Source organism: Acetobacter sp. AAB5, assembly GCF_050106715.1.
Taxonomy (GTDB): Bacteria; Pseudomonadota; Alphaproteobacteria; order Acetobacterales; family Acetobacteraceae; genus Acetobacter; species Acetobacter oryzifermentans.
On sequence record NZ_JBNIEW010000003.1, the window covers coordinates 285586 to 300776 of the forward strand.

Annotated in this window: 12 protein-coding genes and 1 tRNA gene; 3 read left to right on the forward strand and 10 right to left on the reverse strand. The window is 48.3% G+C overall.

Annotation, left to right across the window (positions count from 1 at the left end; genetic code table 11):
* Positions 1 to 25: 25 nt before the first annotated feature.
* A complete protein-coding gene (locus ACP7IZ_RS05415) occupies positions 26 to 286 on the reverse strand; it encodes a hypothetical protein (RefSeq protein WP_426848157.1) in 261 nt (86 codons plus the stop codon).
* Between the two features lie 282 nt (positions 287 to 568).
* Here ACP7IZ_RS05415 and ACP7IZ_RS05420 point away from each other — a divergent pair, with 282 nt between their 5' ends.
* Positions 569 to 1963, forward strand: a complete 1395-nt coding sequence (locus ACP7IZ_RS05420) for a Hint domain-containing protein (RefSeq protein WP_426848158.1) — start codon at positions 569 to 571, stop codon at positions 1961 to 1963.
* A 102-nt stretch (positions 1964 to 2065) separates the two neighbouring features.
* Here ACP7IZ_RS05420 and ACP7IZ_RS05425 read toward each other — a convergent pair whose 3' ends face one another.
* Positions 2066 to 2797 carry an SDR family NAD(P)-dependent oxidoreductase gene (locus ACP7IZ_RS05425; protein WP_426848159.1) on the reverse strand — a complete coding sequence of 244 codons (732 nt, stop codon included), beginning with the start codon at positions 2795 to 2797 and terminating at the stop codon, positions 2066 to 2068.
* Between the two features lie 36 nt (positions 2798 to 2833).
* Entirely contained in the window at positions 2834 to 3754 is a 921-nt protein-coding gene (argC, locus tag ACP7IZ_RS05430; RefSeq protein ID WP_426848160.1) for an N-acetyl-gamma-glutamyl-phosphate reductase, read from the reverse strand.
* 143 nt (positions 3755 to 3897) lie between these two features.
* On the opposite strand from argC, the gene mazG reads away from it, so the two are divergent.
* Positions 3898 to 4812, forward strand: a complete 915-nt coding sequence (gene mazG / locus ACP7IZ_RS05435) for a nucleoside triphosphate pyrophosphohydrolase (protein ID WP_426848161.1) — start codon at positions 3898 to 3900, stop codon at positions 4810 to 4812.
* Between the two features lie 76 nt (positions 4813 to 4888).
* Here the strand turns inward: mazG and ACP7IZ_RS05440 are convergent, their stop codons facing one another.
* The 3 genes from ACP7IZ_RS05440 to ACP7IZ_RS05450 form a co-directional block, all read right to left on the reverse strand.
* The gene (locus tag ACP7IZ_RS05440; protein WP_426848162.1) at positions 4889 to 5416 is read right to left on the reverse strand and encodes a DUF2501 domain-containing protein; all 528 of its coding nucleotides are present in this window, start codon (positions 5414 to 5416) and stop codon (positions 4889 to 4891) included.
* A 258-nt stretch (positions 5417 to 5674) separates the two neighbouring features.
* Complete coding sequence (htpG, locus tag ACP7IZ_RS05445) at positions 5675 to 7552, reverse strand: molecular chaperone HtpG (RefSeq protein WP_426848163.1); 1878 nt, start codon at positions 7550 to 7552, stop codon at positions 5675 to 5677.
* 105 nt (positions 7553 to 7657) lie between these two features.
* Positions 7658 to 8584, reverse strand: coding sequence for an N-formylglutamate amidohydrolase (locus ACP7IZ_RS05450; RefSeq protein ID WP_426848164.1), 927 nt, complete (start codon positions 8582 to 8584; stop codon positions 7658 to 7660).
* Positions 8585 to 8652: 68 nt separating this feature from the next.
* Between ACP7IZ_RS05450 and ACP7IZ_RS05455 the strand changes: the two genes are divergently transcribed.
* Positions 8653 to 8727 (forward strand) — tRNA-Val (locus tag ACP7IZ_RS05455).
* A 130-nt stretch (positions 8728 to 8857) separates the two neighbouring features.
* Here the strand turns inward: ACP7IZ_RS05455 and ACP7IZ_RS05460 are convergent.
* The 4 genes from ACP7IZ_RS05460 to ACP7IZ_RS05475 all read right to left on the reverse strand — a co-directional run bounded on the left by ACP7IZ_RS05460 (position 8858) and on the right by ACP7IZ_RS05475 (position 15164).
* Entirely contained in the window at positions 8858 to 9967 is a 1110-nt protein-coding gene (locus ACP7IZ_RS05460; RefSeq protein WP_426848165.1) for a tyrosine-type recombinase/integrase, read from the reverse strand.
* A 186-nt stretch (positions 9968 to 10153) separates the two neighbouring features.
* On the reverse strand, positions 10154 to 10939 hold the full coding sequence (locus tag ACP7IZ_RS05465) for a hypothetical protein (RefSeq protein WP_426848166.1): 786 nt from the start codon (positions 10937 to 10939) through the stop codon (positions 10154 to 10156).
* 1264 nt (positions 10940 to 12203) lie between these two features.
* On the reverse strand, positions 12204 to 12710 hold the full coding sequence (locus ACP7IZ_RS05470; RefSeq protein WP_426848167.1) for a flavin reductase family protein: 507 nt from the start codon (positions 12708 to 12710) through the stop codon (positions 12204 to 12206).
* A gap of 18 nt (positions 12711 to 12728) precedes the next feature.
* Positions 12729 to 15164 (reverse strand): TonB-dependent receptor, encoded by a 2436-nt coding sequence (locus ACP7IZ_RS05475; protein ID WP_426848168.1) that lies wholly within the window; start codon positions 15162 to 15164, stop codon positions 12729 to 12731.
* Positions 15165 to 15191 lie beyond the last annotated feature (27 nt).

The window sequence follows — 15191 nt, forward strand, 5'->3', positions numbered from 1 at the left end:
GAAAACCGCCTGGAAATTCCTGAAATTAAACTTTCAGAATCTGACCCAGCAGGGAGGTCACGCCGTTGGTTGTGGCGTCCAGACCCGTCAGCAGGCCATCAGCAATCGTGGTCACGCCGCTTGTTGTGGCAGGAACCAGAGCATTAACCGTGCTGTTCACGCCGCCAAGAATGGTGGCCAGGCCAACATCCAGACCAGCCAGTGTGTCTGTCAGTGTGGTACCCAGAGCATCGCCCAGCGTACCGCCAGCAACCATAGCGATTTCGGAATCGTTCAGAGTTTTCATAGGTTTTCACCTTAGACCAAGAAAGTTGTGCCATTGCGGCAAAGCTATATTCTGGCAAAATATATTTTCTGACAATAGTATAGTAAAGTAAATAACAGAAGAACACTTAAGAAAGGAGACAAATAAAAAATTATATATTACACAATGCGTATTTATTTTGTTCACTAATATTTATCAAAAATAAATAATCAAATCAGGTATGTGATTTTTGCATTCATGAGCGCAGATAAAAAGCCCTTACGTTTTGCCGTGTTTTCATGAAATTTATATGGTGATTCTCAGATGTCAGATTCAAATACTATAGAAATTACCTTACCAAATCAGGATGTATCTCTTTCAGGTGCATCTGCAATGACGGGTTCCAATTATTATGAAATTAGCAACCCGTCTGATTATCATTTTACATTAGATCTTTCGGTTACCACATCTGATTTATACGCAACGTATGATCCAACAAATAAAGAAACAATTATCAGTACGGATCTTAACGCAGGCAGTGGTTATGCAAACCAGAACCTTTACGTTGTGATACCAGATACAGCTACAGTTAGTAATCCGTTAAACATTGCGCATAGCTTATCTGGGGCGTACCAAATTACAAATATTACAACAGATGGAACGTATAGCGATACATTTGCATGCTTTTTGAAAGATTCATTCATAAAAACAGAAAATGGATATGTGCCGGTGCAGGATATTGCCCCCGGTAGAATGATTTCTGTTTTTATGAATGATGCAGAAGAACAAAAAGAAGTTGTATGGGCCGGAACAGCGCGTGTTGTTGTGAATAGCAATTTGCCAGAAGATCAGACCGGATATCCTGTACGTGTTTTAAAAAATTCTATTGCAGAAAACGTACCTTTTAAAGATATGTTGATAACGCCTGAACATTGTCTATTTGTGGAAGGAAAGTTTATTCCTGCACGTATGTTGGTAAATGGTCGGTCCATTTATTATGATACAAGCGTGACATCTTATGATTACTACCATATTGAAACGGAAAAACATTCCGTCATCATGGCAGATGGTATGCTGACTGAAAGCTATCTGGATACAGGAAATCGCCGTAACTTCCAGCAGGCCGGAAAAGTTATCAGAATTGGTGGCAAGCAGAAAAACTGGCAGCAAGATGCCGCTGCGCCATTGGGTGTTCAGCGTGAGTTTGTTGAACCAATTTTTCAAAAAATTGAAGAAAGAGCAAAAGATCTGGGAATTGAAAATCGCGCGGAACCAAAAGTTCTTATTGAAGATCCAGATCTTAAGCTCATCACAAATGTTGGGGCGACTATTTACCCCTTCAAAAAATCCGAGAACACTTACAGCTTCATGCTCCCAGCAGGGGTGGAAAGTGTGCGCGTGGTCTCTCGCTCCAGCCGCCCCTGTGATTCTATCGGCCCGTTTGTAGATGACCGTCGCCAAATGGGTGTTGCTGTTGGCAAAATCCATTTTGGTTCTATCCGGGCATCACAGCAGGTTACGGAGCACCTGGCGGCCTCCAAGCCAGAAGGGTGGCATGATATGGGGTGGCAAGATTGCGCATGGACAGATGGCAATGCCCTTTTGCCACTGCTTAACATTGCTACAAACAAAATGGGTATTCTCAGTTTAGAAATCCGAGCATCCGGCCCGTATGTTGTGTGTGCCGATCAGCAGGAAGATGTAGCGCTGTCAGCATAACGTCTGCGGCAGGGTTTTTGACCGGCTTAACAAAAAGCCCCAGCATCCTAAAAATGGATGTTGGGGCTCTAAATAAAACTTCGTTAGAAAAAGTGGAAGGCTTTAAGCTTCCAATCCACCATCTACCGGAATGGCCGCGCCTGTAATGTATTCTGCCTGTGGGCTGGCAAGAAAAGCAACTGTAGAGGCAATATCCGCCACCGTGCCATAAGCACCGGTCGCCACAAAGCTGCTGATCAGTTTAGCAACTTCGCCTTCAGCCGGGTTCATGTCCGTATCAATTGGGCCGGGTTCTACCACGTTGGCTGTAATGCCTTTTGGCCCCAGATCACGCGCAACACCCTTGGCAAAACCGCGTAGCGCAGCTTTTGTTGTGGCGTAAAGAGAAATACCGGGGAAGGGCGCGCGTGCACCAAAAGCAGAACCTATAAAAATAAGGCGGCCACCTTTTTGCATGTGCTTTGTGGCTTCGGCTGTTTCAATCATAACAGCGCGCACATTCAGGTTGAGAACTTTTTCAATATCTTCAACGCTGGTTTCATGAATGGGGCCATAAGGGAACATGCCCGCATTGCACACAAGCGCATCAATACGGCCAAAATCTGCAATGGTTTTGGCAATAACAGCCTTGTTGCCTTCTACCGTGGCTCCATTGGCTTTAATGGTGATTGCCTTGCGGCCTAGTGCACGCACCTTTTGGGCAATTTTTTCGGCAGCATCTGCACTGTTGGCGTAAGAGAGGGCAATATCGTAGCCATCTTTTGCCAGAGCCTCAACAATAGCGGCACCAATGCCTCGGCTTCCGCCGGTTACAAGCGCAACACGGTTGCTCATAGTTTTTAACCTTTCTTTTGTTTTGCGCGGGCAGGATCAGGGCGCGTTCAGGCCCAGCATCAGCCGGATGTTCTGCAACGCGGCGCCAGATGCCCCTTTGCCCAGATTATCCAGGCGGGCTGTAAGCAACGCCTGCCGGTTTTGGGTATTGGCATGCACGCGCAGTTCCATTCTGTCGCTTCCAGCAAGGGCTTCGGCAGAAAGTTTTGGCTCTGCGGCCAGCACACGCACATGGTCTTGCCCTGTGTAGTGTTTTTCCAGAATGTTGTGCAGGTCTTCCCCGCTCACGTTTCCGTTCAGATCATCCAGATGCAGCGGAATGGAAACAATCATGCCGCGTGCAAAGTGCCCAACAGATGGCACAAAAACCGGCCTGCGCTTAAGCCCTGCGTGCTGGTGAATTTCGGGCACATGCTTGTGCTCAAGCTTCAGGCCATACAGTTCAAACGCCGGGCCGCCATCGCGCTCATGCGCCTCAATCATGCTGCGGCCCCCGCCAGAGTATCCGCTAATGGCGTTAATGCACACGGGGTAACGCGCATCCATAATGCCAGCATCAACCAATGGGCGCAGCAGGGCAATGGCCCCGGTGGGGTAACAACCGGGGTTGGCAACGCGGGGGGCAATGGCAATGGCTTCAGCCTGTCCGGCTTCTAGTTCGGGAAAGCCATAAACCCAGCCGGGTGCTGTGCGGAAAGCTGTGCTGGCATCCAGAATGCGCGGTGCCGCATCGCCTAACTCGGCAGCCATTTCAACAGCCTCGCGCGATGCATCATCGGGCAGGCACAGCACAACCAGATCTGCGGCCTGCATGGCTTCCTTACGGGCGGCCGGGTCCTTACGCTGTGCATGATCTATGGAATGGAGTGTGACAGGCAAAGGGGCAAGGCGTTCGCGAATTTCAAGCCCTGTTGTGCCGGCTTCGCCATCAATAAAGATTACGGGTTTCTGTGTCATGCCTTACCTCATTCTGGTTCTGGCGGCAGATTAGGCTTTCTGGCTGCTGCCGCATAGACGGCGCAGCTGTTTATGGCAAAATGCCATCATATCTTTTGCACCGGGCTGCGGTGTATGTATGCAAACCAAAGGCAGAAACAAGCATGGTCACTTCACCTACGCCAAGGCAACCGGCAGAAACCGCAAAACAGGGCAGCAGCCAACAGGCCGCATATGAACTGCAACGTCTGCTCGCCCTTATGGCCCGCTTGCGAGACCCCAAGGAAGGCTGCCCGTGGGATAGAGAGCAAACGCATGAAACCATAGCTCCCTATGCCATTGAAGAGGCGTATGAAGTGCTGGATGCCATACAAAAACAGGATTGGAATGCGTTTCCCGATGAACTGGGAGATCTGCTGTTACAGGTGGTGTATCAGGCCCAGCTTGCACAGGAAGAAGGGCAGTTTGATTTTGCAACCGTAGCACGCATGATTACGGAAAAAATGATCCGCCGCCACCCGCATGTGGTGTTTGGTGCCGATGTGCTGGAAGATCAAACCGTAACTGATTCTCCCAAGCCAAAACAGGACATTCCCGGCCAGTGGGAAATGCTAAAAGAGCAGGAACGCCGCCGCAATGCCGGGCAGAAGAATGGCAAAGGGGCAGCAGTGCCAGGAGCCTTGGCGGGTGTGCCACCAGCATTACCTGCGTTATTGCGTGCTTCCAAATTGGCTGCGCGGGCTGCCCGTGTGGGGTTTGATTGGCCAGATATTTCCGGCGTAGTGGCCAAGGTTCATGAGGAAATTGAAGAGTTTTCTGTTGAACTGGAAGCTGGCAACCGTGAACGCATGCAGGATGAACTTGGCGATGTTTTGTTTTCTATTGCCAGTTTGGCGCGGCGGCTAAAGCTGGACCCGGAAGCCAGCTTGCGCCAAGCGTGTGACAAATTCACCCGTAGGTTTGAAGGGGTAGAAGCTGTTTTGGCAGAGCAGGGGCTTTCCATGTCTGACCAAAGCGTGGAAATGCTTGATGATATTTGGAAAGATGTCAAAAAATCAGAAGCAGAAAACAAAAAATAATGCCTGCCGCGGGTGGGGCTTGGCATATCCCTAATGTGGGGCAGCCTGTTACGGCATGCCCCGTGCATATAGGGTGTTAGTCTGTTAGGCTTTGGCCTTTTTTTGTGAGGTCACTGCACAGCTTTACGCGCTTGGAAAGGTCAAGCGTGGCAATATCAAAGGGTTTGGAAGTGCTGTTTTGCAGCAGCCCTTGCCCGCCCAAAGAGTAACCTTGATCGTTTCGTACATCAGGCCGTTTGGAAAGATTGCGTGCAACGCTGCGTGGTGTGGTGCCAGAGGCATAATTTTTATGCACACAATAGGAAAGCAGCCCCGCCACGTTTCCGGTGCTTGCGTTTTCTATTGATGGCAGGCCGCCTTCTCCCAAAACGCCGGGAGTGGACGTGGTAGAGGTGCCCGACACATTGCCCACAACCTGCGCACCATTAGTAGGGGCAGAAGCCGGATGAGCAGGATCTGTTACCGGAAGGGAACCGGCAGGAGTGGCTGGAAATGTGGTGCCTGCTGGAAGATGGGAAGGCATGTCCTGTGCTTGTACTATACCTGCGGCGCTTAACCCCAGAATACAGCTTGCAGCCATTATTGTTTTTTTGGTGGAGAACATTTAGATAGCCCTTTCAAAATTTTCCATACAACAGGTCTTATTCAAAAAGTGCCGCTATCTTTTTGTAATAAAAGCTCAATAGCGGGTTCTGCCCACTAGAATGCACCAGAGCGGGAAAAGTTCTTTTTGAGTGTAATCCGCCAGATATTTCTGCGGCGTTGCTGTCATGAGGTTTTTGAAAAGTTTGTGCTGTAAAAAGGAAAGGCCCGGCAGAACCGGGCCTTTTTGAAACATATAAATATTTTGTGAAGCCGGGCCTCAGGCTTTTGGGGCCTCAGGTTTTGCATCCTGCGCCAGATATTCCATCAGACGGCGAGAAAAGGCATTTACATCCTTGGGTGTCTCACCATTCTGGATACTGGCAACATCCAGCAGGATATGGGCCAAAGCATCTACTTTTTCCCCCGCTTTTACCTTTTGCGCCAGCGTGTGCACGATAGGATGAGCCGGGTTGAGTTCCAGAATGGGTGCCGCTTCTGGCATGCTCTGCCCACTGCGTTGCATGAGCTTGCGCAATTGCAGATCAGGCCCGCCTTCTGGCGCACTCAACACCATTGCGCTGGAAACCAGACGGTCTGTGGCGCACACGTCTGAAACATCTTGCCCGAGTGCTTCCTTCAGAGCTGGAATCAGAGTCTCCATATCTGCTTTTTCGGCTGCTGTTTCTTCTGGCGTGCCAAATTTTTCCAGATCAGTCATACCCTGAGCCACGTTGCGCAGGGTTTTGCCCTCATACGTGCCCAAACGATCTGGCCAGAAGGAATCCACTGGGTCAGACAACAGCAGCACTTCCACACCGCGCGCTTTGAAGCCCTCAATCTGCGGAGATGCTGCCAGCACTTCTGCGCTGTCACCCGTTACATAGTAAATGGCATCCTGTTCTGGCTTCATGCGGCTGACATACTCATCCAGAGATGTCAGACCATCTACGGCGCTGGAACGGAAGCGGCTGAGTGCGGCAACTTCCGTACGGTGTGCGGGGTCATCCCACATGCCTTCTTTTAGAACTGGGCCAAAGTTTTCCCAAAATGCAGCGTAGCTTTCGGCATCTTTGGCGCGGGTTTTGAGTTCACCCATGACCTTGCTTGTAACAGCCTTGCGGATACGGGCCAGAACAGGTGTGGCCTGCAACATTTCGCGCGAGACGTTAAGCGGCAGATCTTCCGTATCTACAACACCCTGCACAAAGCGCAGCCATGGCGGCAGAATTTCGGCTTCATCGGTAATAAACATGCGGCGCACATGCAGGCGCAGCTTGCTTTCACGCGTTTGTTCCGCAAATTCAAAAGGCCGCATGGAAGGGATAAACAGCAGGGCTGCAAATTCAATGGTGCCTTCTGCGCGCCAATGCAATGTATCCCATGGTTTATCAAAATTATGGGTGAGATGGCGGTAGAATTCTTCTAGCTGTTCTTCTGTAATTTCACTTTTGGGTTTTAGCCAAAGGGCCTTACCTTCGTTGGCTGTTTCTTCTTTGCCATCATGCAGAATGGTAACAGGCCATGCAATGTTGTCCGACCATTTGCGAATAATAGTTTGCAGACGGGCAGGGTCCAGAAACTCTTCAGCGTCAGACTTGATGTGCAGGGTAATATCTGTTCCCGGCTTGTCCCGCGTGGCGGGTTCCAGTGTGTAAGATCCACGCCCATCGGAAGTCCAGCGCCATGCTTCATCAGATCCGGCACGGCGAGAAACCACATCCACTTTATCCGCCACCATAAAGGCCGCATAAAAGCCTACGCCAAACTGGCCAATCAGGCTGGGGCGATCTTCCGGTTTTGCGTTTTCAAGCTGCTGGCCAAAAGCACGGGTGCCAGAGCGCGCAATGGTGCCAAGGTTGTTAATCAATTCTTCCTTGGTCATGCCCGAACCATCATCGGTAATGGTTAGCAGGCGCGCATCTTTATCCGGGTTAATGTGAATTTTGGCATCTTCTGGCAGGGAGCGGGCACCATCTGTCAGGGCTTCAAAGCGCCTGCGGTCTGTGGCGTCTGCCGCGTTGGCTACCAGTTCGCGCAGGAAAATTTCTCTTTCAGAATAGAGAGAGTGGACAACCAGATCCAGCATCCGCCCAACTTCTGCACTAAACTCCCGCGTTTCGGCATTGGGTGTGGTGTTCTGGGTTGTTTCTGTCATGTTTACGTCCTGTAATGCATTGTTTGCTTTTATGTGATTATCAGATGTGGTGGTTAAGCCGCGTTTTCAATATCCACCCCGTTAGATAATACGCATGCTTCTTTTCTATAAACCGTGAGATGCGGGAAAGAGCTTCAACAGTTCTTCTGTAACACATGCCAATGCGTTGGAGAGCGGTGCAAAGCCTGCGTGGCAGATGTGGGTTTCTTCATCCATGTACAGGCTTCTGCGCATTTCAATTTGCAGGGCATGCAGGTTTTGCTGCGGTCTGCCGTAATGGCGGGTGATATATCCGCCCGCATAAGGCTGGTTGCGCGTGGTGCGAAAGCCTAAACTCTGCAAGGTTTGTTCGGCTGTGCTGATAATGTCTGGGTGGCATGTGGTGCCGTGGGCATCGCCCAACACAAAGTCTGGGCAGGCAGCTTCTGGCATATCGGGCATGGAATGTAAGTCTAGCAGCAGGCAGGTGCCGTGTTTTGCGCGTGTTTTATCCAGCATATCGGCCAATGCTGCGTGGTAAGGCATCCAGTAATGGCGGATGCGCAGGGCGGCTTCCATAAAGGGCAGACGGTGCCGGTAAATGGGTTTTCTGTTACCTACAATGCGCGGAATGGAGCCAAGGCCAGCAAGGCCACGCTCTGTAGGGCGCACAAAAGCGGGAATGGGGCCGTGAAACATGCGGGTATCCAGATCCCACGCGCCACGATTTACATCGCAAAACACACGGGGGAAGGTGGCATGCAGCAAAGCAGGCCCTAGCGCGTGTGCCTGTTCTGCCAAAAGGTGAATATGGCTATCCTCTCCACTGCGTAAGACAGAAAGCGGCTGACGGGCGTTTTGCACAAAGGTTTCTGGATAAAACTGCCCGGAATGCGGAGAAGCCAGCACAATAGGCGCGCCCACGGTACCTTGCACCTCAAACGGAGCAGGGGAGATGGCCCGGCCTGCCTGATCTGGCAAATCTGTCTGTGGTGCGTTTTCCAGCAAACGTGCCAAATGGCGAGGCAACAGGGAGTGGGCAAGATTTTTCATGTTGCCGCTATTCTAAGGGGTTGCGTTTGCCACGCAAGAAGGATAAAAGGCGGCCCACGGTTACAGATGGGCGCATAGCTCAGCGGTAGAGCACTATCTTGACATGGTAGGGGTCACAGGTTCAATCCCTGTTGCGCCCACCATCTGTTCCCGGCAGTTTTCTGCGGATTTTGAGCATAACTCTCCCTGAAAACAAACTCTTATAGCCTCCCATAAATTCCTATATTTTCTTACCAATTTTTACACGTTTCTGTGGAAAATCTGTGGAGTTTTTTAGGGGCAATTTCCTATGGCCGGCCCGATTCTCCACCATTCCTCAATCTGCTCTTTATAGGCCTCTGGCATTAACTTGGCGTAGATCAGTACGGTTTTGATGTCGCTCCAATCCCCTTCGGTTTGGAGCTTAATGATATCTCTATGCACACAGTAGTGCCACGAAGCCCAAGTGTGACGTAGAGCATGTGGAGTGTAATCGGGCACAAACCACTCTTTTGGCTTCTTTTCCCCTTTAGGAATCCATTCCCTGATGCGCCCCGGCAGCCCTGCACGGCGACAAGCCCCGGACCATCCGCTTTTAATTTGCCCACCATATTGTCGGGCGGAATCATGGTAACGCTCCCCAACATCCGGCCCTTTACGGGTAATCTTTACTGGCCGGAATACATGGCCATCTCGCCATTCAATGGTTTTCAGCCATTTTATAACCACTGGTGGTAAATCCACATGGCGTTGGCGTCCTTGCTTTTGCCAGACAACGGCTCGCTTCCCCCAAAGATCAACATCCTTCCATTCCAGATCCAGCGCTTCGGACATACGGCATCCGGTTCCTAGGAGGAAAACAAATAGGGGTTGAAGGTGAGGGGCCGCATTTTCCACTAAGTATGTTGCTTCTTCTGGCCTCAAAAACTTCTTGGGTTTCACCTTTATAGAAATGGGGGTAAAGGCCGGCCTATCGCACCAGCCCTGTATTGCTCCAAACTCCAAAACAGCTTGTAATGGCGTGCGCACTGCCCGCTTTTTAGTAGATGGACTGGCATTCTCGCCGTCTTGCAGAATTGCTTTGTAAGCATCCTTTAATGATTGCTGATTAATGTCTGTGAGTTTGCAGGTTCCGAAATGCTTCAGTAGGCGCAGAAGATAACGATTGGTAGCGGGCGATCTGGGCTTATCATCAATATAAGCCGTTACAGCCTCTGCGAAGGTTATGACTGCGCGTTTTCCATAAATCGTTTCATTCCAGAGCTCGGCCTCGCGCTTGCGCCTGATTTCCTCTGCGAGTTTTCTGTCAGACGTGCCAGTGCTTTCGAATACGCTTTTGCCGGAGACAGTGCCGCGGATATACAGGTTTTTCGATTTTGGTGTTTTGACGAGCTTGAGGGGCATTCTATACTTTCAATAAGTCTTTCATAATCCTGAGCAGAAAAAAGATACTTGGCACCCCACTTTCTATGCGTGGGACCGCCATTGTATTCGGGCGTTTCATTTAGGTGCTTGACCAGCCTTGACCGTCCTATTCTTCCCTTTAGGCGAGATAGAACGTCTTTGATGGTCATAAGATCCGGCAGTGCTTCACCCATTCCCGCCTCCCTCCAGCGCTAAAGGGTTTGCCTGAGCAATACAGGCAACAATTTCTGCGGCGCCCTGGTATTGCGCGCGATAGGCTGCCGATGCGGGCGTGGTCTTTATTTCTTCCAGAAACCAAATGGGTTTCGGATTATTATAAAACTCACGAGCATGGGCCTGCATTGTGTCGGACAGCAGCCCTAGTGCTGATGACACCACTATTGAATCCCCCTTTTGCACTGGGGCTGATGTCATGACATTCCATAGCTCAGATATTTTTGCATCGTTTAGTTTAATGCGGACTGCCCATGTATCCGCTCCATTATCTATACTGGCACGTACCAAATAAAGAACAGAACCTGCATTATCTTCTGTAGGCGCTACTTTCCCAGCTACATACGCCCCACAGTAAAAAACATGCACCATTCTGGGCTGTATAAATGCAGGAACACTATCCTCGGCCTCGTACGTTTTTTGGTTCTCTGTCACCATTGTATGAAATTTTTTCCGCCGACAGGCTTTCAAAAAACCCTTAGGAAAAATCATATTCGCTGGCTCTGTAATGCTGCCATTCGGGTCGCGAACAATAACGCAAGAAAATCTCCTGCGGGCAGATAGAAGAACTCCGCCATCAAGGTGAGGCGTTGCATCAATTCCAAAAAAACGCTCGTTTTCGAAGTGGTCAATAGAACCTGTAACAGAAAATGCTTTTAAAATTTTAATTGATAGGATCAGAAATACTAAATATCGAGCATCCGTAACGAACGAGAATTTATCGTTCCCTTGTGTCATGCCAGCTTTCCTGTCGGCGGAGCAGGAAGGGACTGCCATCCCACGAACCATTCATCAGGCATTCCCCCATATCCCACAGGGCAGTAACTGACCAACCTATATCAAATTCATAGTTAACGATGCCCTCATGCCTAATCACCACATTCCACTCAGATCTATTGTGAGTATCTGGGAAAATATCAGCCCGTTTTTTGGCGAGTATATCTGTTCTATTTCGTGGCGTATCTGCCATCATCCTCCAAGTCGTCGTGTCTGCCGCTTCAATGGCAAGCACAATCGCTTTGTGAAACTATCCAGCAGCATCTGGGCTTTTGTCCTGATATTGAGAAAAAGACATACCGTTTTTAAATTGGAACGTATTGCTTCATGCAGTATGAACAGCTGCCTCAATCCGTGGGTCAGTCATTTCTGGTATATCCTAAAGCCGCACCGCCTGCATTCTGTGTAACCTTTACCGGTTTTGTATTTTCATTCTCCCTAGATATGACCTGAATAATTGCAATTATGATTAAACGGCAGATCGAGAGAGAACGTTTTGTCAAACCAGTGGTCAAAACCCACCACCTCACTTCCCGGGCTGAGTCTATGACAGGTTTAGCCTTCAATATTTTTTCCAGATTTTCACCGCGGCATATCCACTGATACGAACCGGGCGGCGTAGTATTGGCTGTGGATTTCGGATTTCACTTACGTTTCCACATGGTAGGGCTTTGTGAATTCCCCGAGTTTTGTGGAGACGAGCACTCCGTGAGATAAAAGATATTCATGACCCATACTTAAGGCGGCTTCAAACGGCCGCGTATGTTAGTTACCCCTTTATGGCATCCGAAGCTGCACGTGAAACATCGGCACGTTACATAGCAAATATTGTAGCATGTCTCGAACAGGAAGAGCGCCCAGCGTTGTCGTGTGATGTTGCTTGTAGATATTGACTATAGAATAGACTGAAAAAGGTAAAAGTCCTGAACATGAGTTATATATGCTGACCTGATGATTGATAGAAAGGCTCTGTGGTACGATTTAATCACAACGGCTGCTTTGGGTGGAGCTGCAAAAGGTGGTGTATGCAGCATCGGTCATGCTTAGTGATTTAGAGGTTATGCCATGGTTTGATATGATATTGAACGATCAACAAATAACTAATATAGTAAATTATATTCACAAATTTTAGTAAATATTATAAAATTAGGTAAAAACTGATATAATTACAATTATTCGACATAATGACACGGATAAATATGAATAATATTATATTATTTATAGATTAAACTATATGAGATATCTGTTTTCGATACCAGACTAATCCATTCTGAGGTTCCTGTAAGCAAGTAATATCGGCTACCGATGCAATAATGATTGTGTGTGTTTGTGTCTCTATGGTTTGTGCAATAATGCAATCAAAGGACACCGTAGCTCCGATAAGTATAGGTGCGCCGCTATGACGCTTATCCCATTTTGCAAGAGCAAATCGCTCAGTCTGCGTTAGGGTGCGATTGCTAAAACCCGCGCACAGAGCTTCCTGCGAAGGTGCCAGTACATTAACAGAAAGGCATTGATGCACAAGAATATGGTCATGCGCAGTTGTACTTTTATTGACACAAACAAGCAAAGAGGGTTGTTTATCGGAAACACTGCATATAGCGGTCGCTGTAAATCCATAGCGGCCATTTTTGCCATCTGTTGCAATAATACAAATGGCACCAGGAACAAGAGACATACCATTGCGAAAGGTTTGGGAATCTACTGTAGGCAAAAGTGTTGTTGGGGACATAAAATCTACTTTCAATTTTCAGAAATCAACTTGGACAGTGCCAAAATACTGCCGCGGAGCGCCTAAAACGACGGACTGATAATCTCCAGACATGGGAAAGCCATTTTGTCCCATTGTGGAAATGTAATGCTCGTCGGTAATATTATAAACATTAAAGCTTAAGAAAGCATGTTTGATAACATTTCCTATTTTTCCTTGATTAAACAGAGGTGTCAGGTCGTATCTTGCACCTATATTTGTTAACCAATAGGCTGGCACTTTCTCGTCCCCCGTATAGCTGAGGTTTCTGCTACCTATATATTGTGTATCGGCATGTATTTCAGCGTCGTGCCATTTGTAGGAAATCTGGCCTTTGTACATCAGCCTAGGGTAGGCAACCACCTGCTTGCCTTTTAGTCCATAAGTAACATTGCCAGAACTTGTGGTTTCTGTAACGTTGTCTGAGTAAGTTGCATGATTGTAGCTAATGCTGCTGGCAAGTTGTAGCCCTTCTATAGGCCGTAACACAAAGCCTGCATCCACGCCGTTCATACTAACACCGCCAACATTTTTGATAACAGTATATGGGTTGTTGGGGTTACCAGTAGAAATCTGTTGCAAACGGTTAGAAAAATCTGTGTGATATGCGTAAACATTTCCAGTAATTAGGTGGGATGTATAGCGATATCCTACAGCATAATTCCAATCAGTTTCTGACGTTAGGCCTGCTTTAGATGCGTCAAAGGCAGCTTGCGTTGTCGCAAACGGTGATGCTCCGCTATTATACCCTGCTACAGGTAAAACCTTAACATTATTGGCAATATCAAAATAAAACTGGTGGCCCGGTAGAAAGCTCCATTGGCCGCTAATATGCGGCAGAAAAGGTTTACTTGTGGTAATACCATCGCCACCAGCAATGGCATCTGTTCTGGTGTAAGTAGACCAGTTTGCTAACTGTCCCACCCGCGTAGTGTTGAGCACAGACCGAAATCCGAAATGGAATGCCAAATTAGAAAGAGGATGATAAGTATCTTGCAGGTAAGCAACAAAGGTATTGGTATTAAAAACTTGCTCATATTCTCGCTGATAAGGAGATGTTAGGTGCATACCGTCAACCGAACGAGCATTGCCCGAAAGAACGTCTTCTAATAGAGGTTCTTCATACGCCCTTTTATCAGCAATAAATTTGGTGTTTTCATACCAGACGCCACCATTGATTTCATTTTTGGCAATTGTATATGTCAGAGAAGAAAGCAAACCAAATCTATTGGTACTGGGCATGGTAGCCTGCTCAACAAAAGGTGCGCCATTCGGAGATGAAATAAGCGGGCTTGTAACCGTTCCAACTTCCCACGAGCGATGACCATAAAAAGTAGAGTTCCAACGCAATCTATCTGTAAGCGCGAGATCAGCATTTACACCGCCAAAGTACTGCCGCTGATTGCCTGCACCATCATAAAAAGAAGCCGTATATGGGCTAGAAAGATTTTGATAAGCGGCAGGCACACTGCCTCCAGGCATACCATTGGAGGCAAGAGCAAGACGGTAGGCTGTTTCATAACCATTGGGCGTGCCAGCAAGATTATCAATATGATAGCCGCCGTGGCGAAACATATTCATACTATAGTCCTGATAATTCTGCATTTCTTCATCAGCATAGTTGAAAAAAGCAGTCAGCTTGCTTTGTTCTCCAATAGGGTGCAGCAGCTTGGCATTTATTTGCTGCATGAACTGATCCTGTCCGCCACGCCATTTATCTGTGTCATTCCGCATATAGGACACATAAAAACGTGTGCCTTGTTTATTCAGGTCACCACTATCTGCCCGCACAAAGGTATGAAACATGGAGTTGCTGCCAAAAGTTTGGCGCACAGTGCCTCCAGCTTTATGCGATGGATCTCGGGAAACAAACTGCACAGTTCCGCCCAGATTACTGATACTGGCGGCTCCTTCAGACCCCGCAGAGGCAGATACATCTAGCCGACTGATATTTTCGGAAGAAATAGCAGCAGACGGGCTAAGACCATTGGAATTGCTCCATAATTGTCCCCCTAAAGGCATGCCGTCTAATGTCATGCCGATCTGGGACTGGTCAAAACCGTGCATCAGAAAGGATTGTCCCCATAGGTTCAAACCTTGAGGATCCGCAGAGTTATACATCACGCCGGGGAGGGTGGTGAGCGCTTTTAAGGCGTTGGTGCCAGGTGTATAATTCGCAATCGTAGAGGATGAAACAGGGGTAACAACCCAGTTGGCTTGCCTTTGCCCTTGTATATTAACATGCTCTACAGACTGTGCATCAACAGCTGTGATGGCTTTCTTTTTTTGTTGAGATGTAACGGGATTATGGCCCGTTACCAGAGAATGTTCAGCCTCTGGCTTACTTTGTGCGTGAGCTAGGTTTTCTGCCCAAAATACAGAGGATACAGCAAGCGCAGTTGTGGTGGCGTAGTGCCAAGCTCTTTTTGATTTCACTTTGGTCTCCAGAACATGGCATTTCAC